Annotated in this window: 20 protein-coding genes; 12 read left to right on the top strand and 8 right to left on the bottom strand. The window is 33.5% G+C overall.

Going from position 1 to position 19,314, the window contains the following annotated elements; all coding sequences use genetic code 11:
• Positions 1-116: 116 nt before the first annotated feature.
• The 7 genes from AC4FQ3_RS01930 to AC4FQ3_RS01900 all read left to right on the top strand — a co-directional run bounded on the left by AC4FQ3_RS01930 (position 117) and on the right by AC4FQ3_RS01900 (position 6,044).
• Positions 117-449: a magnetosome magnetite crystal formation protein family gene (locus AC4FQ3_RS01930; protein WP_491180656.1), complete on the top strand. Its 333-nt coding sequence runs from the start codon at positions 117-119 to the stop codon at positions 447-449.
• Positions 450-526: 77 nt separating this feature from the next.
• A complete protein-coding gene (locus AC4FQ3_RS01925; protein WP_491180655.1) occupies positions 527-1,285 on the top strand; it encodes a hypothetical protein in 759 nt (252 codons plus the stop codon).
• A 120-nt stretch (positions 1,286-1,405) separates the two neighbouring features.
• Positions 1,406-1,945: a hypothetical protein gene (locus AC4FQ3_RS01920; protein WP_491180654.1), complete on the top strand. Its 540-nt coding sequence runs from the start codon at positions 1,406-1,408 to the stop codon at positions 1,943-1,945.
• 241 nt (positions 1,946-2,186) lie between these two features.
• Positions 2,187-3,005, top strand: coding sequence for an alpha/beta fold hydrolase (locus tag AC4FQ3_RS01915; protein ID WP_073394015.1), 819 nt, complete (start codon positions 2,187-2,189; stop codon positions 3,003-3,005).
• A 298-nt stretch (positions 3,006-3,303) separates the two neighbouring features.
• Positions 3,304-3,936, top strand: a complete 633-nt coding sequence (locus AC4FQ3_RS01910) for a response regulator transcription factor (RefSeq protein WP_491180653.1) — start codon at positions 3,304-3,306, stop codon at positions 3,934-3,936.
• Between the two features lie 536 nt (positions 3,937-4,472).
• On the top strand, positions 4,473-5,564 hold the full coding sequence (locus AC4FQ3_RS01905; RefSeq protein WP_491180652.1) for a Ppx/GppA phosphatase family protein: 1,092 nt from the start codon (positions 4,473-4,475) through the stop codon (positions 5,562-5,564).
• Between the two features lie 105 nt (positions 5,565-5,669).
• Positions 5,670-6,044 (top strand): hypothetical protein, encoded by a 375-nt coding sequence (locus AC4FQ3_RS01900; RefSeq protein WP_491180651.1) that lies wholly within the window; start codon positions 5,670-5,672, stop codon positions 6,042-6,044.
• 311 nt (positions 6,045-6,355) lie between these two features.
• Here AC4FQ3_RS01900 and AC4FQ3_RS01895 read toward each other — a convergent pair whose 3' ends face one another.
• From AC4FQ3_RS01895 to AC4FQ3_RS01885, 3 genes are all read right to left on the bottom strand, one after another.
• On the bottom strand, positions 6,356-7,618 hold the full coding sequence (locus AC4FQ3_RS01895; protein ID WP_302095867.1) for an MFS transporter: 1,263 nt from the start codon (positions 7,616-7,618) through the stop codon (positions 6,356-6,358).
• Positions 7,619-7,683: 65 nt separating this feature from the next.
• Entirely contained in the window at positions 7,684-8,160 is a 477-nt protein-coding gene (locus AC4FQ3_RS01890; protein WP_073394010.1) for a GNAT family N-acetyltransferase, read from the bottom strand.
• A 262-nt stretch (positions 8,161-8,422) separates the two neighbouring features.
• Positions 8,423-8,620 (bottom strand): hypothetical protein, encoded by a 198-nt coding sequence (locus AC4FQ3_RS01885; RefSeq protein WP_042563478.1) that lies wholly within the window; start codon positions 8,618-8,620, stop codon positions 8,423-8,425.
• Between the two features lie 226 nt (positions 8,621-8,846).
• Between AC4FQ3_RS01885 and AC4FQ3_RS01880 the strand changes: the two genes are divergently transcribed.
• The 5 genes from AC4FQ3_RS01880 to AC4FQ3_RS01860 all read left to right on the top strand — a co-directional run bounded on the left by AC4FQ3_RS01880 (position 8,847) and on the right by AC4FQ3_RS01860 (position 12,827).
• Positions 8,847-9,704, top strand: a complete 858-nt coding sequence (locus AC4FQ3_RS01880) for a helix-turn-helix domain-containing protein (protein ID WP_491180650.1) — start codon at positions 8,847-8,849, stop codon at positions 9,702-9,704.
• Between the two features lie 124 nt (positions 9,705-9,828).
• Positions 9,829-10,326: a hypothetical protein gene (locus AC4FQ3_RS01875; RefSeq protein WP_491180649.1), complete on the top strand. Its 498-nt coding sequence runs from the start codon at positions 9,829-9,831 to the stop codon at positions 10,324-10,326.
• Positions 10,327-10,468: 142 nt separating this feature from the next.
• Positions 10,469-10,744 (top strand): hypothetical protein, encoded by a 276-nt coding sequence (locus AC4FQ3_RS01870; protein ID WP_491180648.1) that lies wholly within the window; start codon positions 10,469-10,471, stop codon positions 10,742-10,744.
• A 186-nt stretch (positions 10,745-10,930) separates the two neighbouring features.
• Entirely contained in the window at positions 10,931-12,394 is a 1,464-nt protein-coding gene (locus tag AC4FQ3_RS01865) for an FAD-dependent oxidoreductase (protein WP_491181007.1), read from the top strand.
• A 73-nt stretch (positions 12,395-12,467) separates the two neighbouring features.
• Positions 12,468-12,827 carry a hypothetical protein gene (locus AC4FQ3_RS01860; RefSeq protein ID WP_491180647.1) on the top strand — a complete coding sequence of 120 codons (360 nt, stop codon included), beginning with the start codon at positions 12,468-12,470 and terminating at the stop codon, positions 12,825-12,827.
• Between the two features lie 113 nt (positions 12,828-12,940).
• Here the strand turns inward: AC4FQ3_RS01860 and xylA are convergent, their stop codons facing one another.
• The 5 genes from xylA to AC4FQ3_RS01835 form a co-directional block, all read right to left on the bottom strand.
• Complete coding sequence (xylA, locus tag AC4FQ3_RS01855) at positions 12,941-14,266, bottom strand: xylose isomerase (protein ID WP_491180646.1); 1,326 nt, start codon at positions 14,264-14,266, stop codon at positions 12,941-12,943.
• A gap of 245 nt (positions 14,267-14,511) precedes the next feature.
• Positions 14,512-15,456: a DUF4465 domain-containing protein gene (locus AC4FQ3_RS01850; protein WP_491180645.1), complete on the bottom strand. Its 945-nt coding sequence runs from the start codon at positions 15,454-15,456 to the stop codon at positions 14,512-14,514.
• A 63-nt stretch (positions 15,457-15,519) separates the two neighbouring features.
• A complete protein-coding gene (locus tag AC4FQ3_RS01845) occupies positions 15,520-16,737 on the bottom strand; it encodes a hypothetical protein (protein WP_491180644.1) in 1,218 nt (405 codons plus the stop codon).
• 8 nt (positions 16,738-16,745) lie between these two features.
• Entirely contained in the window at positions 16,746-17,984 is a 1,239-nt protein-coding gene (locus AC4FQ3_RS01840; protein WP_491180643.1) for a PKD domain-containing protein, read from the bottom strand.
• 40 nt (positions 17,985-18,024) lie between these two features.
• Positions 18,025-19,308 (bottom strand): PKD domain-containing protein, encoded by a 1,284-nt coding sequence (locus tag AC4FQ3_RS01835; protein WP_491180642.1) that lies wholly within the window; start codon positions 19,306-19,308, stop codon positions 18,025-18,027.
• Between the last annotated feature and the right edge of the window lie 6 nt (positions 19,309-19,314).

The following is a 19,314-nucleotide window of genomic DNA, read 5'->3' as shown; positions in this document are numbered from 1 at the left end:
CTTGTAGATACAAAATAGATACCCAATTGACTGTTGTAGATGGTTAGTATATACAAGATTTTATTTTTTTCATGATTACATGATTAGTTTTGAACTTGAATTTAAAACTAAAAATCATGAACAAAAAGACGCTTTCAATTATTGCGTACATTACTATTATCGGATGGGTTATTGCTTACGTAAACTACAATAAATTAACAGTTAAAGATTCTTTAACAAGATTTCATCTTAAACAAGGTTTAGGGATTGCTATTGTAGGGATTATAATTTCTGTTGCTTTAACAATTATTGCAACTGTAGTACCAGCGTTGGCAAGCATTTTAAGTTTGGTAAATCTTGTAGTTTTAGTATTATGGATCATGGGAATCATCAATGCTAATAATGAGCAGGAAATTCCGGTTCCTGTAGTGGGAAAATTATTTACTGATAAATTTGATTTCATCAAGTAATTACTAAACGCCAGTATGAAACCTACGTCTAATACTGGCTTTTACAGAATTTAAAGTTGCATAAAAAAATCAAAATCATGAAAAAATTCTATTATTTACTGCTTGTAGTTTCATTTTCAAATTTGGCAGTCGGTCAGGTTATTGATAATAATATTCAGGGATATTATCAGGCAAAATCGGATTCTAATATGTATTCTTTTTTTGAATTTGATGGCAACGGAAAAGTAAATATTACAGGAATCGGAACCGGTGATTATTTTACCAAAGGCGATTCGCTGATTTTATATCCTGATAAAAGCATTTTTAAATTTAAAATAAAAAACAACACCCTTGTTGGAGCTTCAAACTGGGTCGAAAATGAAACATGGATTCGAAAAGATACCATCGTAGCAAATAATCGAAAAAATGAAGCTTTGTCTAAAAAGAAAGCCGCTTTGCTGCATGAATATTATAAAATGTCAAGCGAAAAAATGGCAATCGAAATGATGATGGACGACACTGCAGCCAAAGCAAAAAAAGAAAAAATAAGCAAACTTTGCAATGAGGGGTTAAGTAAAGCCTGTATGGATTATTTCGGAATCCTGCTTATTGAAGATCAGGGCATGGATGCTTTGCTAAATCCTGAAAAAAACACAAAACCAAAAAAGCTAAATCCTGAAATTGTTTCCCTTGGAAATAAAATAATTTCGCAGGAGGAACCTGAAGGTTACACGCTTCTGGGAACTTATTATTATATCTTAGGTCAAAAGGAAAAAGCCGTAGAACAATGGAATAAAGGCGTTGATAAAGGAAGCCAGAAGTCTGCAATGGCTTTAATTCAAATTGAAATGGAATAATACAAGTTATTATGATAGAATTAATTACAATCATATTGCTATCAGTAATAAAATTTATTGTGAATCATTATTAAGTATACGCCATATAAAAGAGAAATAATTATAAAAAAGAAAATGAAAATGAGAACAAAAAATATACTGATAGCATTTTTGCTTTTAATCGTTTTGCAATCGTGCAAAATGGAAAATACGCCAGAAGAATATTTCGATATATCTGCCTTAAACACAAATTTATTTATGGAATTTGGTTCTAAGGATTTTGAAACAATGGAACAAAATAAAAACGCCAATCAGCTTATTGCTTTTGACGAAAAAGGAACGTTTCCGGCAAAATCTTATGAAGATCATATTTTGAGATTTAAGGTTGCCTATCTTAATCAATCTATAAAAAAGATCGAAGACCTAAAACCTACAGACGAAACCAAACCCATGATTGATGCTTCGCTTGATCTTTTTAATTTCGTGAAGAACAAATATGAAAATGATTATGTAAAAATTGCCCGTTTAATGGATAAAAAAGCACCAAAAGAAACGGTAGACAAAGCAATTGCTGATATGGAGGTTAACGCATTTCCTGTTTTTGAAGCGAAATATAAAAAACTATGGGATCTTGCTTTGCCTTATGCGAAAGAGCACGGAATTGATGTGAAGACGTTTTAATTTTTTTGAATTTGTTTTTTAGACAGCCCATTTCTTGCGAAATGGGCTTTTTTGTTTGTTTTTTAATTTTTTAAAAAAACTTTTTACACCTTAATCAAAAGTCTTTCAGGCATTTATAAAACATTAAAAATGATTATATTTATTTCTTAATCTACATTAATCGACGCCCCGCTCCTGTGTCAATAAATTTGTATCAGAAATCAAAACAAATAAATAATAATTAATTTAAAACGAAAAAAAGATGAGCACATTTACAGTAAAAGACGGAACAGAGATTTATTACAAAGATTGGGGAAATGGACAACCAATTGTTTTTCACCATGGCTGGCCTTTATCAAGCGATGATTGGGATGCCCAAATGATGTTTTTCCTTAAACAGGGATATCGTGTAATTGCACACGATCGCCGCGGACATGGCCGTTCTGGTCAAAGTTCTGAAGGAAACAATATGGAAACATACGCATCTGATATCGCTGAATTGACCGCAGCTCTTGATTTAAAAAATGCTATTCACGTTGGTCACTCAACCGGTGGCGGCGAAGTAATAAGATATGCTGCAAAATACGGAAAAGAACGTGTTGCAAAAGCTGTAATAATTAGCGCCGTTACACCAATAATGATACAATCTGAAACAAATCCGGAAGGTGTTCCATTGTCTGTTTTTGATGAAATAAGACAAGGCACAGGATTTAACAGAGCGCAATATTTTTATGATTTTCCGATACCTTTTTACGGCTGGAACCGCGAAGGAAAACAGGTTCAGGAAGGTATTAAGCACAATTGGTGGCGTCAGGGAATGATGGGGTCTGTATTGGCGCATTATGAAGGTATAAAAGCTTTCTCTGAATCAGATTTTACAGAAGATCTTAAAAGCTTAGATATTCCTGTTTTGGTTTTGCACGGAGAAGACGATCAGATCGTACCTTTTGATCAGGCACCAAGAGCAGCCAAACTTTTGAAAAATGGAAAACTAATTTCGTATCCGGGATTTCCTCACGGTATGCCAACTACAGAGGCAGAAACCATCAATAAGGATATTCTTGAATTTATCAAATTATAAGAAATCATAATATAAACTGAGTATAAAAGCCTTCAAAATCAACTGATTTGAAGGCTTTTACTTTTTGCTTAAATTAATAAAATTCTGGTTTATCGAAAAAATTTTGAAATCAAATCCATATGGAATATATTAAGAAATTGTAAATTTTCTAATTTTATTCTGCTTCTTTTTATTCCTTTATTCTATATTTGTTGTTTAACTTTACGACCTCTTCCTTAAACAAAATTATAATTTCGGGTTTTGCCCGCTTTTTTTTCTAAAATTTATTTTTAGTTACAGGCAGTTTAATATAATAAAAATGAAGAAAGATTTAAGGATATTATTGGTCGATGATCATAGCGTAGTTCGACACGGAGTTTCGGTATTATTGAAAAAAGCCTTCGACGGCGTAACTGTAACGCATGCTGATAGTTTTGAAGATTTACTCACTAAATTGAGTGAAAAACAGGATTTACTTTTTCTGGATATAAACCTTCCAGGAGGAAACAGCACCAAAATGGTTGAAGAAATCAGATCCAGCCACCCTAATCTGTTGATAATGATGTTTTCGGCTTATGACGAGTCCCGTTATGCCTTACGTTATATACATGCAGGAGCAAATGGCTTTTTAAATAAATACAGCAAAGACGAAGAGATTATTAAAGCCGTAAAATCGCTTCTTGAAACCGGAAAATACATCAGTGATGTAGTTAAGGAAATAATCTTAGAAAATGCTTTATTAAAAAAACCGATCAATCCTCTGGAAAAATTATCAGACAGAGAAATTGAAGTGGCTGAGCTTTTGGTAAACGGAGACGGGAATCTTGAAATTTCAAATAAATTAAACATTCAAATGTCTACCGTAAGTACTTTTAAAACGCGAATTTTTGATAAACTCGGCATCAATAATATCGTAAAACTGATTGAAATTTTGAATGTGTATAAAAATTAATTTTTCTTTTAATTTTAAAACATAATTACTTCCCAATTTTCCTTTTCCAAAATCTGAAAATTCACTTTTTTTTCAGTTCCGTATCTCAAATTTTTTTTCAAAAAAATCTTACTTATGCCTTCATTTTAATTTTTGAAGTTTCTTCTGTTTGTAATGCTTTCACGGTGTTTTCTTACCAAATGTTTTGAAATTTTTCTCACTTCAAAAGAAATTATTACTACTTAACTTATAGAATAAAATCCAGGAACGAATGTAGAATTAATTCTACAGCATGTTTAAAATTTTGCTACAAATTTCTAAGCATTTAAAGGTGACTTTTGCACGCTCTTTTATTTTAAAAATACACTAAACTATTTTATTAAAAAGTAAAACAGAAAGAGCAATATAGTTGCTGGATATTATATAATTAGGGCAGTTCCAAACCAAAACCAAAAAACTATTTATATATAATTATCGAATTAATAAACCGTAAGTAATAAAATTACGTATTTGATTGAAAATACAAAAGCGCTTAAAAATTAATACTAAGAATTCGTATGCAAAATAAATACTTTTTGAAAGCTTACTTTTTACTTTTTATTCTTTTCTTTTCTTTTGGGGCAATTGCTCAGGATAGCCGCTATGCAGGAATTGAAATTGGAAGTAAGGGAATCAAAATTTCGATAATCGATGTAAATAATATTAAAAAAGGAGACTACGATATATTGGGATACTGGACAGAAAATGTTGGTATTGCCCGAAGCATCGCCATTGATGGCAATCTTGCTATAGAGGACATAGAAAAGGCCGGATCTGTGGTTTTGGAAAATCTTCTGAAAATTAAAAGCAAATACGGTGTAACTGATGAAAATATTTATATTGTAGCTTCTTCCGGAGTTGCACTTGCCGCTAATAAACAAACCTTAATTGATAAAATAAAAACAGTAACTAACAAAGATCTTGATTTTATTACTGCCGAGACAGAAGGCAAAATGCTTTTAAAAGGTTCTATTCCGCCCTCTGATTATCAGGATTCCATTGTTCTGGATATAGGTGGTGGTAACACAAAAGGCGGATATGTTGATGTACTTAACGGCAACAAATTTGAGTTTTTTCCTTTAAAATTAGATTACGGTACTATCACTCTTACGGAAGCAATTAATAAAACGATTGTAATTCCCAGAGAAACAAATGACATGCAGGTATACAAAGAAAAATCATTTGAATACTCGCCTGTTTTGAGAGAAAAAATTAGGGAAATGCTTAAAACTAAACCGATATCACTTCAAAAAAAGAAGATATACCTGTCTGGCGGAGCAATTTGGGCATTTGTAACTTTATACTACAATAGTAATAGCGACGATCATTTTCTGCCGTTAAAAATGGAAGACATTGTAAATTATGATGCTATTTTGAAAAACAATTTTCTTAAGTACGAAAATTTAGCCAAAACCAGCAGAGAAGCAGATAAGGTCATAAACACGTACAGCCAGAAACATTTAATTTCAGGAAACAATATTTTAATTGCCTGCCTGGAAAGTATTCCTGATTTGAAATCAAAGAAAATCTATTTTGCCAAAGAAGGACAAATTGCATGGCTGGTTTCTTATGTTGTAGACCGTTCAAAAAAAATAAAAAATAATTTCTAGTCTCATAAAAACAGCTTTCAAAAAATAAATTTAATCTCTGTTTAATTGTCTTCAAACTATTAGACGCTATTAACAAATACAAACAATAATTTAAAACAATTTAATATGTCAGATTTTTTACAACAATTTGGGGATGAAGTTAAAAAAAACATTCCAGGTTATATTGCAGTAGCAGTAACCGAAATTAAAAGTGGTATTTCTTATTTTAGTGACTCTGCTGTTGCCAGTTTTGATCCTGAGTTGGCTTCGGCTTTTAACTTAGAAGTAGTAAAAGCAAAATTAAACGCAATTAGTGCTTTAGGTTTAGCCCAAAATATTGATGATATCATGATTTCATTAACAAATCAAATTCACATTATTGATATTTCAGAAAACAACGAATATTTTATTTATTTGGCTGTAGATTCAAGTAAAGCAAATTTAGGAATGACTAAAGCTCTTTTGAATAAATTTAAAAAAGATATTACTGAAAAAATGTAATTCATTTTAAATCAGAAATCTCCATAAAATCGTTTTCTGTTAAAGCTGATTTTTATTTGTTATTTAAAAATCCGGATATAAAATCAAAATAAAAAAGCTCGTTGAAAGGTAATTTCTACGAGCTTTTTTTTATAATGACTGTATAAAAATTTAACAGCAAGGTGCTCAAGGTTTTACGCAATGATCGCTAATTTATTTCTCGCAAAGTCGCAGTCACAAAGTTTTTCTTTTTTTTAAGTTTTTCTTTGCGACTCTGCGACTTTGCGAGATTAAATAAAAATAGCTTTTCGAACTTTGCGGTAATTTTTAAACTACTTAGCAGTAGTCGTAAAAAGCGAGTTGACAATTTTCTTCTTGATGGTTTCACTTTCTTTTGTTACAATAAAAACCAAACGGTAAGCCAAAAGAAAACCTACAAATCCTAAACAGGTTAAAAATACCCAATTGACTTTATATCCATAATCAGTTACAATTGTCATACCTGTTTTTGTGCTTAAAATATGGGCAACACTATAACTCATTGTAAAAGCAGCCATAAATTTACCTTCCTGTTTTTTAAGAGATCTGTTTTTTACAAATGAATTTGCAAAAGGAAAAGTAAGCATAATTCCGATAGTCATAAAAACCATCATTGCTATCAGGGCAAAAATGCTGTGTTCGATTAACAAAAACAAGTAACTCACCGCCATAGCCAGTACGCCATACGACACCATTAAAAGTTTGTTGATGTTTTTAGATTCTACATAACTTACAATAGAAAGTTCAAAAAGTAATATTAATACACCGTTTAATGCTAAAAACAAACCACTTTCTACACTTGTAAAATTGAATACTTCCTTGTAATAAAGAGAAAGAGTCGTAAACATTTGAAAAAACAAAATACCTGTTATTAAGGTAACAACCAGATGAATCAAAAAAGGTTTGTCCTGCAAAATCGAATTTCCTTCTTTTAAATATTTGAAACTATTAAGTTTAAAAGGCAATTTTTTCTCTTTTACATAAATAGCAAATAACAAAATACTCAAAATACAGGTTAAGCCGTCAATGTAAAATAAAAAAGTATAGTCTAAAACAGTGATAATGATTCCGCCAATCAGCGGGCCAAACATAAAACCCAGATTTACCGAAGATCGAATTAACGATAAGGCTTTTGTTCTTTCATTTTTGGTCGCATAAGTATCCAGTGAAACCAACATTGCCGGTCGATACATATCTGAAACTGTGGTTAGTAACAAAACCCCGAAGCAAAAACTGTAAAAAGTAGTTAAAAACTGAAGCAAAATAAAGATAAGTCCGCTTGTGAATAAGCTAAAAACCATGACTTTATAAAAACCAATTTTATCAGATAATTTACCGCTAATCCAGGTTCCGATAAAAGAACCTACACCAAAAAACACCATCACCCATCCGATCTGACCGTAGGTAAAATGAAGTTGTTCCATCATGTATTTAGAAAGAAACGGTACAACCATTGCACCTATTCTGTTAATAAAAGTTGTAATGGCTAAAACTTTAACCTCTACAGAAAACTGACTGAAATTTTTTAAATAATTCTTAAGTAATGTTGTAATCATAAAATATAGGTTTGGGTAATAAGTAATAATAGATTTTATAGGCAGGCTATTTCAGGAAAACTCTTTTATTGTTCATACGATAATTTCATTTCGTAATAATAATAGTTAGAGATAAAATTTTTCCGGACAAAACCAAAACTCTCATAAAGCTGGTGTGCAGCATAATTTTCAGTGTCCGTATTTAAGGAAATATGATCAACTTTTGTTTTTTTAGCATAATCAATACATTTCATTATAATTTCTTTACCAATATATTTTCTTCTAAAATCTGGTTTGACATATAAATATGAAATATGCCAATTGTATTTTATTTTAGAAAGTGGGTTTACTTTATAATAAAGTACTATAAATGCTACAGGAATATCATCTTCTTTTTTGACAAAAACTTTAGCTTTATTCCGGTCTAATTTATACTTAATAAATAGCACGGCATTTTCTAAATTTAACAGTTTTTCATCTATTAATTTTGACTCAAAAATGATGTCTTTTACGGACTCAAAATTATTGGAATCTATTTCTAAAATCTCATGCAAATTCACCATAATAAAAGTTTAAGAAAAATCTAGCAAAAACCCTCATTTACAATGAATTATTAAGTAATTTATCTTGTATTTTTAAAGCCGTAAATGTACTTTTTTTTAATGGAAAAATCATCATTTTTTAACCTAAAATAGCCTGTTTTTTTCAGAATATTTTGCCTGTTTTTTTCAGAAGATTTTGTGTGTTTTTTAATCGTAAGAAAATGGAAATAAAAGGCAAAAAAAAACGTCTCAAATTCAATTTTTGAGACGTTTTTCTAAGAGTTTATTTTTTCTCTTCATTGTTCAGTTTATCATCTAATTCAGGTTCTTCTTTACCTTTAAATTTTTTAGTGTCAACATCATAATTTTCATCGTTTGTCAGAACTTCATCATGTTCTTTATATTGATGTTTTCTGGTGTCACTTCGATTATCAAATCCACTTTTATCAGAGTGATTTGAATTTTGATTATTCGTTTTCATATCTCGTAAATTTTAATTTTTATAAAATTACTTGATATAGAGATATTTATCTTTATACAATCCTTACTAAAACTTATAAAAATAGCACTAAAAATAAAGGCAAAACCAATCTTTTAATTCCCTAATTTTGAATCGGAAGTAAAACAAACATCAAATTCAAAATCGAAATTGGTGAATAATAAACATGTCATTCTTACAATTTCACACAAAAAATATTTTCATATAAATGGTTACTGATTATAAAAAAATTGATTTGTTTGGAAAAACCCTAATGCAAAAAGTTGCAATAAAAACGCCATTTCAATTTGATTTTCCTGTTTCAGATTACGCTTGTTTTTTATTTTCGCTCGAGGGTGATATTCAATTTCATGTAGATGAAGAACAAATTGATATTCCCAGAAATTATTCGGTACTTTTAAATTGCTTAAATACAGGAAAAAGGATAACCAATTCAAATTCAAACAGTTCAAATGAAATTGTTGTTATTAGTTTTCATACTGATATTTTAAAAAAAATCTATGATCGTGAACTTCCTTTACTGCTTCAAAAACCAAAAAATAACGTTACAAATCAGTCAAACGAAAAAATAAATAATGACTTTTTGATTCGGAAATATATTGAAGGACTTTTATTTTATTTCGAAAATCCATCTTTGGTTAATGATGAAATTCTGATTTTAAAATTAAAGGAAATCATACTTTTATTATCCCAGACACAAAATGCAGAAACGATACAGGTTATTTTGTCCCAGCTTTTTTCGCCAACTATTTATACTTTTAAACAAATTATAGAAGCCAATTTGTTTTTACAGGTTAGTATTGAAGATTTGGCACAGAAAACCAATCTTAGTATTTCTTCTTTTAAAAGAGAGTTTACAAAATTGTACAACACTTCTCCGGCCAATTATATCAAGACCAAAAGGCTCGAAAACGCAGCCGAACTTCTCTTGTTTTCTGATAAACGCATAACCGATATTGCTTTTGATTGCGGTTTTAATGATCTGGCGAATTTCACCAAAAGCTTTCACGACAAATACAAAATGACACCTACAAATTATCGATTGAATTTAAATAAAAAGCAATAGACAAAAGTTTATTTCAGTTGAACCGAATTGCCAAATAATTGAACTTTTTTACAAAATCATTCCACTTTTTGTATTGCAAATTTGCGTTGTCAATAATGACACCGAATTTTAAATATAATTAAGTATGGGACTATCAAATTTAGGGATTTTTCACACCCTTATTGGTGTTGCTGCTATTGTAGCTGCACTTATATCATTCATAAAATATGGCAAAATAGATTTAAGCAAACTTACTGGAAAAATCTATTTTTATACCACTTTGATTACTTCATTAACTGCTTTGGGTTTATCAAAACATGGTGGTTTTAACCCGGGTCATGTTTTGTCGTTACTTATTGTAATTTTAATTTTGGCGGCCTATTTTCTTTATTTCCGAAAAAAGGAAAATGGCAAAGCACGCTATTTTGAAAACTTCGCCCTTTCTTTTAGTTTTTTACTGTCTATGCTGCCTACCGTCAATGAAACTTTTACCCGTATTCCGGTTGGGCATCCTTTGGCAAAAGACATCAATGATCCTTTGATAGGGAAAACATTACTACTTCTTTTGGTATTATTTATTGCAGGATCTGTCTATCAATTTATTATTCAAAAGAAAACTAATAAAGCCATTACCAAATTATAATCATCTCATAAACTGTAAATTATATAATTACATAGTATAATAACTGTAAAATACAGCAGGGCATCTTTCCTAATTTTATAAAAAGGAAAAAGAAGTTCTCTTATCCGTAAACTGTAACTACAATAATTTAAAAAATTATATTATGAATTTAGATGAATTAGAAAACAACCGTCAGGACGACCAGAATTTTCAAGATAAAATAAATAAGGGAATGGATATTGAATCTCCTTCAACAGATCATTCCATAACAGAATATGCCGAGCCGGATTACGGAAATGATTTAAATACTGAAGAAATAAATCAAGAGAATCCTCAGGAATTTGATAACGAAGAACCTGAGGAGGAATTGGATGATGAAACGCCGGATGAATTAGATGAAGACGATGAAGAATTTACCGATCCTAATCGAAACGAATAACGTAAAACCGTCTGTAAATCAGGCGGTTTTTTTTGTGACTGTTTCTGTTTTCTTCGAAAATTCCTCAACACTTTTGTACTGGTAATCTTTTGCTTAAATTTGCCAACTGCCAACGTCGGAAAAAGAATAAACTTATAGATTATTTTTTCTAATAAAAGGCAGTGAAATCAAGTGAAAAAAGAGGACGTGGATAAAATCGAAAATGAAGAAAGAAGCTGGACTATTTGTCCGGAATGTCAGGGACGAGGCAAAAAAAGTCAAAGACTTAGCAAAAAAGTACGCCTGCTTTATCAAACTGCACTTGAACAATTTGAAAAAACAAACGGTGAAGGAATTGCTCCTGTTCGTCCTAAAGCACACTTATATACTTGTTTAAATTGTTCGGGATCCGGATTGCTTTCTTCTGTTAATCCTCCGGTTGCAGATAAAGAAAACTATCCTCATGTTGCTATTATTGGCGGCGGAATTGGCGGCGTTGCCCTTGCTGTAGCTTGCCTGCACCGGGGAATTCCTTTTACGCTTTATGAGCGCGACAGCAACTTCAATGCCCGATCTCAGGGTTACGGACTTACCTTACAACAAGCCAGTAAAGCGATTGAAGGATTGGGTATTTTCTCTTTGAAAGATGGTGTGATTTCTACAAAACACCTGGTTCACACTACAGAAGGAAAAGTAATTGGCGAATGGGGAATTAGAAAATGGATAGATCCAGACGCAAAAACGGCTCCCAAACGCACCAATATTCATATTGCACGACAATCTTTGCGTTTGGCACTACTGGAGCAATTAGGCGGACACGATGCTGTACAGTGGGGACATCAATTAATAAATTTTAAAGAATCCAGTGATAAAAGCGTTGTGCTTAACTTTCAGGTAAATGGCGAGATAAAGACCGCCAAAGCAGATCTTGTAGTTGGAGCCGATGGAATTCGAAGTTCTGTTCGCAGGTTATTGATTGGCGAAGAAAGTACCCCTTTGCGTTATCTTGGCTGTATTGTAATATTGGGTATTTGCCCTTTAAGTTCTCTTGAAGGTGTAAACAGTTCATTATTAGACTCTGCCACGGTATTTCAGACCGCTAATGGAAATGAGCGAATTTATATCATGCCTTATACAGCAGATTCTGTGATGTGGCAGCTTAGCTTTCCGATGACAGAAGATGAGGCTAAGGCTTTAAGTGATCGAGGACCTCAGGCACTTAAGGAAGAAGCTTGCCGCAGAACGCAATGGCACGATCCTATTCCGCAAATTATGACGGCAACACTAGCAGCTCAGATTTCCGGTTACCCTGTATATGACAGGGAATTACTCAAAAAAGAATTATTAGAAAAAAGTAAACAGGTAACCCTAATTGGAGATGCAGCCCACCCTATGAGTCCGTTTAAAGGGCAAGGTGCAAATCAGGCGTTGCTGGATGCGCTTACCTTGGCTCGGGGAATCTCAAAAGGATGTAATCCCAGGTCTCAATGGCGAAAAGTGGGAATAAGAGCAAGTGTTTTAAATGAATTTGAATCTGCCATGTTAGAACGCAGTGCTACTAAAGTAAAAGATTCTGCCGAAGCCGCGCAATTTCTTCATTCTGAGATTGTACTTTATGAAGGTGATGAACCAAGAGGACGTTGTTTAAAGAAAAAAAATAGCGAAGACTAGTTACTATTTCTGATCTTTGTAATTGATTATTAAATGTTTGATTAAAATAAACGCAACAAATAATAAACAAGTGATGAAATTTAACTATGCTGATTTTGAAGTAGTAAAGAATATTGCCCTGACATTTCCTAATACCGAAGAAAGTGTTTCGCATGAAGGAACTCCATCTGTAAAAGTTCGGGGAAAATTAATGTGTCGACTTCATGACAGCGGAGAATTTATTCCAATAAGACTTGATTTTGACATACGCGATAAGTATTTAGACAGTCATCCTGAAATTTTTCACTTACCGGATCATTTTAAAGCTTATCCTTATATCTGCATGTGGATACACAACTACAACAGAAAATTGCTAACTGAAATAATTGAATTGAGTTGGAAAGGGCTTTCTACAAAAAAACAAGTGAAAGAATATGAGGAAAGAAATAAGTAATGAAGCATTCTTTTAAGCTCTTCTTATTAGTTCACAAAATAAAAAAATCCTATTTCATAAGAAACAGGATTTTGGTTTTATGATCATTTTCATCTTAAATAATAAACTGAAAACTATATATGTCGGTTGATAATATTTTCGAAAAGTTCTTGTTTTCCACTCTGTAATTCTAGTTCACCATTTTCAATGGCAATATCATACAAATCTTTAAAATTTAATTTTCCTTCTTCAAATTCTTTTCCTTTTCCGCTGTCAAAAGAACTGTAACGCTGTTGTCGTAAATTCTCATAAGGTGAAGATGTTATAATTTTATCTGCTGCAAGCAAAGCTCTGGCAAAAACATCGGCTCCACCAATATGTGCCAGGAAAATATCTTCTACATCTGTTGAATTCCTTCTTATTTTAGCATCAAAATTTATTCCGCCACCTTGTAAACCACCTGCTTTTAAGAAAACCAGCATAGCTTCTGTAACTTCTTGTATATTATTTGGAAATTGTGCTGTGTCCCAACCATTTTGGTAATCTCCCCTATTGGCATCGATACTGCCTAACATGCCAGACATTGCTGCTACCTGCAACTCATGCTGAAAAGTATGCTGCGCCAATGTTGCATGGTTGACTTCGACATTTATTTTGAAATCTTTATCCAGACCATATTCTCGTAAAAAACCAATTACAGTTGCACAGTCAAAATCATACTGATGTTTGGAAGGTTCCATTGGTTTTGGCTCAATTAAAAAATTTCCTTTAAACCCTTGTTGTCTGGCATAATCTCTTGCTTTGGATAAAAATTCTCCCATATGATCCAGTTCCCGTTTCATATCGGTATTAAGCAAACTTAGATATCCTTCACGTGCTCCCCAAAAAACATAATTTTCACCATCTAAAGCAATTGTAGCATCAAGAGCTAATTTTACCTGAGCGGCTGCTCTTGCAACAACCTTAAAATCAGGATTTGTTGCTGCTCCGTTCATGTATCGCGGATTAGAAGAGCAATTGGCTGTTCCCCATAAAACTTTGATTCCGGAAGCAGCTTTCTTTTCTTTTAAATAATCAGTCATTGTCAGTAATCGCAACTCTGATTGTGTAAAATTTTGTCCTTCCTGTACCAAATCATAATCGTGAAAACAGAAATAATCAAAACCCATTTTACTTATAAATTCAAATGCTGCATCTGCCCTGTTCTTTGCCGCCTGAATGGGTTCTCTGAATTCATTCCACGAAAAATTGTGAGTGGCCTGCCCAAAAAGATCTGCGCCGTTTCCTCCAAAGCTATGCCAATACGCAACTGCAAATTTAAAATGCTCCCGCATTGTTTTGCCTGCCACAATTTGCTCAGGATTATAATATCTAAATGCCAAAGGATTATCTGAATCCTTTCCTTCAAAATTAATTTGACCAATTCCTTTGTAATATTCTTTGTCTCCTAAAACTATCATCTCCCGTCTCTTTTTATAATTTAAAAACAATTTATCGCAATAATACGGCAAATGTATAGTCAAAAAGACGATTCGATAAGCCAAAATTCTTTCAAAAACCTAACTTTAACACATATTTACTGGTATTCAGCTTATTAAATCAATTGGATATCAAACTTAAATCACTTCTTTATTCTGTTATAACTGAAAAACCCCTTTTACCAAATTGGTAAAAGGGGTTCTTTTTAATCTAAAAACTGCTTAAATTAATCTACACGCTTTACAGAAAGCTTGTCTAAACAGAAATAAGCCGCCGTATTCATTCCGTAAAGTGGATCTGAATCTGTTGAAGCCATTTGAAAAACAAGGTATTGAACGTCTCCCAAAGCCTGGAGTTTGCTGGCTGCAACAGTAATCCAGCCAGTAGGCATAACCAAAGATGATCCTGTATAATCTGCCAGACTCTGAGTTACCGGATTTGTAATTACTCCATTTTCATCAACACCATAAATCAATAATTCAAAATGATCTCCGGAAGCAAATGCCTGAGCAAATCCATCGCCATACAAACAGCCGTAATAGGGCCATGGATGCATATTGATTTTTAAACCTTCAACAGTATATATTCCTGTATTTCCAATTTTAATCCAGTTAGAAAAACCGCTTTCGCTAAAGGTGCTTCCTTCAGGGTTTTGAGGATCTAAATAACTCGACCAATAAGCCACAATATAAGGATCTCCCGAAGTTCCCGGTGTACCTGGCGTAGTTGTAGAAGAAGTTCCGAAACCGCTTCCGGCCATAGTTCCCCATTGATGAGGCACCCAGCCGTCTGATCCGCCCGAACCTGAACCAGAGCCATAATTTGTAATATCATTTACATTTGATACAATAAAACCATCCCAATAATTATAACCTGAAGAAGTCGCTGTGTGCGAAAATGTAAAAATATCTACACTCAGGTTGGTGTTAGAAACATAAGTGTTTTGCCAGTACTTTCCTCCTGTAGTTGTAATACCGCTGCTTAATAAAGCGCTGGTAAGATTAAGAGTTGTCGTGGTTCCTATCGAAGGATCTGTAACAGCTATTTTTGCTGTTTTTGATGACGTTTTTACTGCCGAATTACTTTCACTGCCTAAAACATCATCGTCGCTACTACAGGACGAAAATCCCAACATCAAACCGAATGTCAAAAAATAAACTACTTTTTTCATGATTTATAAAATTTATGGATTAATATTCATTCTTAATTACCTCAAATTCAACAGTATTAATAATTACTTCTTTGGAAAATTTAAATCCGATACTTCCTGAAAAACGCTCGTTAATAAATCTGCAGCTCCCAATGCTGTAAATGTTGGCACATAAACTTTGACAAAATCAACTCCCGGTAAATGCACTTTTTTTCCATCTTTATCTACTGCCCAGCTAATGTCTATTGATGGATCTTTAATACCACCGTAACCCCATTCAAAAGTTCCAACATTGTAAGCTGTACCGGCACCGTCGCTTACATCTTTTACCGGTATAGCTACTTTTGTTCCTTTTAAAGTATAAGTATCTGCTGCCCATGCCGGATAATAATTAACTCGTCTGCGATTATTGGTTTTCGTAATTGTACCAGATCCGTTTTGGTTGTCTGTCCACGGAAGATAGGCTGTATCATACTGCCATGTTGCTGTTCCGGTTACCGGACTCGCCGTGGCATCAGGTTTATGATAAGTTAGTTGGTAATTTTTAACTGTTGTAGCTTTATAATATTCGCTTCCTGCTATTTCATACCATTCGTTTTCATCTGCCATCCCGTTTTTATTTGCATCATAAGCTACGGCTATACTTACGGGAGAATATTTAATTGAAGTAGTTCCTGTTGCCATCTGAACAGTAAAATCACGTTTATCATAAGCGTTAACAACTGTGTGGTCAAACGCTGTAATAATATATCCTCCAAATGTTCCCAAATAAACAGAACCACCTTCTTTTATCGTTGCCTGAGTTTGCTGAAAAGCTTCTTCTTTTGTAGTGTAACTCGCTACACTAAAGCTTGGTGCTGGTAAAAAATCTACAAGCGTTAATGCTTTTGCTGTATAGGTTTTCCCGGTTTCTGAAACCGTAACTTTAGTAGAAGCCTGTTTTACAATTTTGTCTACTGTTACCGTAAGATCTAACACATAATCAGCTGCTATTGGCGTAATAAATAATAAAGTTTTGCTGTCGCCGATGACAGAATCTTTTGCAACACCATCTTTATCAGAAACTTTTACTGACCATTGGTATTTGGCAGTTTTTCCGTCACCATTTTCGATTACTACTTCCGGAGTTATTTCTGTAACATTATATTGTTCTATTGCAAAATCTGAAGCTAATTTTATAGCAATTGTTGGGTCTTTAACAGGCTCTTCTATAACCTCTTCCGGCTTTGGATCGTCGTTGCTGCACGCGTAAAAACAAACAAAAGCGATTAGAAATAAACTATACTTTAAATACTTTTTCATGGTCTTACTTATTTATTTTTTAGATTGTATTTTTTTAATATATGAAGGTCTCCTGCTCCTGCAAATACAGTCGCCATTGAAGATTGCTGCTGGCAAAGTCCCATTGGTTCACTCACACAGTTAATTACTTTAATAAAATTGATTCCCGGAAGATTGGCTTTATTTCCGTCTTTATCTACTGCCCAGTCAATATCAATATTCGGGTTTATGGCATTTACGTATCCCCATTCCGGAGGAGTAGAATTCCACAAAGTAGTCTGACCTGCACGTGCGGTTTCAAAATCTACATCTAGTTTCAGGCCCTCATAAGTAACTGTAGTTTGTGTTGCCCATAACGGATAAAATTCCTTTTTTGCTCTGGGTCTTGCCAAATAATAGGTTTCGTTCTGATTGTTTTCGCAAAAAACATGTTCATAATCTAAGAAAAGGGCACTCGATGTTACCAAAGGTTCTCCGGCAGCTTTTTTATGGTAAGTAACTTTAAAATTCTTAATTGTATTGGCTTTCGAGTGCTGGCTTCCAATAATTTCATACCATTCGTCTGCATCGGGTTTTCCGTTTTTATTTTTATCATAGGCGACATAAATCAATCCCGGTGCCGGCGGATTTGCTTTAGATGATGTTGGATTTGATACATCTCCTCCATATAGTCTAAAATCTTCTGCTCCTGCCACATTAACAACGGTATGGTCAAAACCAACAATTATTGAACCTCCAAAGCCTCCCAAATCTAATGGGTAACCTACACTGGTTTCGTTGATTCTGCCCAAAGCCGTTTTCATGACGTCTTCTTTAGAATTGCCATCTTTATACAAATCGTTGGCGAACATGCCCGGCGCAGGATCAAAATCAAAAATGCTTGTGATGTAAGGATTATAATTTGAAGTTTCGTTTGTAACGTTTACAGTTGTCGTTTTGCTTCCTTTTTTTTCTGCAGCTGTAACATTCAGAGTAAATTCATAAGCACCGGCATAAATCGCTGTAAATCTTAAATCTTTTGTATTTCCAACAATAGAATCTGTTACCAGGTTAACAGGATTTTTTGTCATGATCCACTCGTATTTTGCCGTATCTCCGGCATCAGAAGCTGCAATATCCAAAACTGTGAAAGTTGGAATTTCATATTTTTCCTGAAGCGTAATTTCAATTACATTGGCATTTTCATCCGGTTTATCGTTATCACTGCTGCATCCGATAAACGAGAATGCGAGGGCAAACAATAGAAGATGGGTAACATTTTTTTTCATAATTTCTGATATAATAATTTTGGTTTTGATACTGTTTGATTTATCGCGTAGGGATATTTTCTCCTAAAAGATGAAGATCTGTTGCGCCCATTATTTCTGTTGAAGTTTCTCCCAGCCATCCCGCTTGTTGGTTAAGACCGTTGTAAACTTTTACAAAATCTATCCCCGGAAGCTCTGCTTTCTTTCCGTTTTTGTCGATGGCCCAGTTAATGTCTATTCCGGAATCATCATCGGCATTGGGTGCATTATCTGCGTACCCGTATAAAAAGGCATATTGCACAAAATAACTTCCGGTTCCGCTTTCATCTACAGCATTATCGGGTAATCGCGTTCCTTTAAAAGTGATTGTTTCCTGATCTTTAAGCCATTTCGGCCAATAATCCAATGAATGATTGTAAGCATTGTTTTGTGCCAAATAACCATTCTTACCCTGATTATCTGTCCAATAAATGTATTCTATATCGGTAAAAAGTACTGTTCCGGTTCCACCTCCTGGCACAGGTATTTTATTAGGATCCGGTCTGTGATACGTAATTTCATAATTTGAAATGGTTTTATCCATTTTATGTCCTCCCCCTTCAATTTCAAACCATTCATCATCCGGGAGTCCGTTTTTGTTTTTGTCATATGAAACCATTATAACTCCGGCTTCGCTGCTTCCGCCACGCAATTCTGCATTCGGATTAGGATTGGTTTCTGCCCAAAAAGCATTCCCTAAAACTCTAAAATCACGCTTTCCTTTAAGGTTTACAATTGTGTGATCAAACCCAAAAACAATATAACCGCCAAATGCGCCAAGCGAAACAAGATCTCCATTTTTCTTTGCGAGATACGAATTGGCTCTGCTTAATATTCTCTCGGCAGTGTCACCATCATTTGCCACCGGAAGATCATTGACAAATTGTCCCGGAGCCGGTTTAAATTCGAATACTTTTGCGATGTAACTTTTTAATTCTTTAGCTTCTGCACTTACAAAAACCTTAACTGTATCTGTTTTTGTATTTCCTTTGTCATTGATGGTAACTATAAATTCATAAGTCCCAACTTCTGTTGCTGCAAATAATGCTTCTTTTGAGCTATTATTAGTCAAAGAGTAATTTTCTGAAGAAGCATTTACTGCCGTCCAACTGTAAGTGGCATCTCCGCCAACATTTACTTTTGAACTTAAAGACACTATCGCAAAACGCGATGCATTATATTCATTGTTTTCAACTTGTTCTTTATCTGGCTGGGTGTTATCGCTGTCAGAACAATTGGTTAAGATTACTGTTGCAAAGAAAAAAAGCAGTAATAACTTTAAATGTTTTAAAGATTTGTAATACATGTTTCT

This window comes from Flavobacterium sp. AK-345, from assembly GCF_058310175.1.
Note: the sequence above shows the minus strand (reverse complement) of the source record. Positions and strands in the feature narration are given on the sequence as shown.

Coding starts and splice junctions, on each gene's coding strand:
- AC4FQ3_RS01905 (WP_491180652.1), top strand. CDS start 4,473: ATGCAAAATAAATACTTTTTGAAAGCTTACTTTTTACTTTTTATTCTT.
- xylA (WP_491180646.1), bottom strand. CDS start 14,266: ATGATAGTTTTAGGAGACAAAGAATATTACAAAGGAATTGGTCAAATT.
- AC4FQ3_RS01900 (WP_491180651.1), top strand. CDS start 5,670: ATGTCAGATTTTTTACAACAATTTGGGGATGAAGTTAAAAAAAACATT.
- AC4FQ3_RS01920 (WP_491180654.1), top strand. CDS start 1,406: ATGAGAACAAAAAATATACTGATAGCATTTTTGCTTTTAATCGTTTTG.
- AC4FQ3_RS01835 (WP_491180642.1), bottom strand. CDS start 19,308: ATGTATTACAAATCTTTAAAACATTTAAAGTTATTACTGCTTTTTTTC.
- AC4FQ3_RS01925 (WP_491180655.1), top strand. CDS start 527: ATGAAAAAATTCTATTATTTACTGCTTGTAGTTTCATTTTCAAATTTG.
- AC4FQ3_RS01915 (WP_073394015.1), top strand. CDS start 2,187: ATGAGCACATTTACAGTAAAAGACGGAACAGAGATTTATTACAAAGAT.
- AC4FQ3_RS01885 (WP_042563478.1), bottom strand. CDS start 8,620: ATGAAAACGAATAATCAAAATTCAAATCACTCTGATAAAAGTGGATTT.
- AC4FQ3_RS01890 (WP_073394010.1), bottom strand. CDS start 8,160: ATGGTGAATTTGCATGAGATTTTAGAAATAGATTCCAATAATTTTGAG.
- AC4FQ3_RS01870 (WP_491180648.1), top strand. CDS start 10,469: ATGAATTTAGATGAATTAGAAAACAACCGTCAGGACGACCAGAATTTT.
- AC4FQ3_RS01895 (WP_302095867.1), bottom strand. CDS start 7,618: ATGATTACAACATTACTTAAGAATTATTTAAAAAATTTCAGTCAGTTT.
- AC4FQ3_RS01860 (WP_491180647.1), top strand. CDS start 12,468: ATGAAATTTAACTATGCTGATTTTGAAGTAGTAAAGAATATTGCCCTG.
- AC4FQ3_RS01910 (WP_491180653.1), top strand. CDS start 3,304: ATGAAGAAAGATTTAAGGATATTATTGGTCGATGATCATAGCGTAGTT.
- AC4FQ3_RS01875 (WP_491180649.1), top strand. CDS start 9,829: ATGGGACTATCAAATTTAGGGATTTTTCACACCCTTATTGGTGTTGCT.
- AC4FQ3_RS01880 (WP_491180650.1), top strand. CDS start 8,847: ATGGTTACTGATTATAAAAAAATTGATTTGTTTGGAAAAACCCTAATG.
- AC4FQ3_RS01845 (WP_491180644.1), bottom strand. CDS start 16,737: ATGAAAAAGTATTTAAAGTATAGTTTATTTCTAATCGCTTTTGTTTGT.
- AC4FQ3_RS01840 (WP_491180643.1), bottom strand. CDS start 17,984: ATGAAAAAAAATGTTACCCATCTTCTATTGTTTGCCCTCGCATTCTCG.
- AC4FQ3_RS01930 (WP_491180656.1), top strand. CDS start 117: ATGAACAAAAAGACGCTTTCAATTATTGCGTACATTACTATTATCGGA.
- AC4FQ3_RS01850 (WP_491180645.1), bottom strand. CDS start 15,456: ATGAAAAAAGTAGTTTATTTTTTGACATTCGGTTTGATGTTGGGATTT.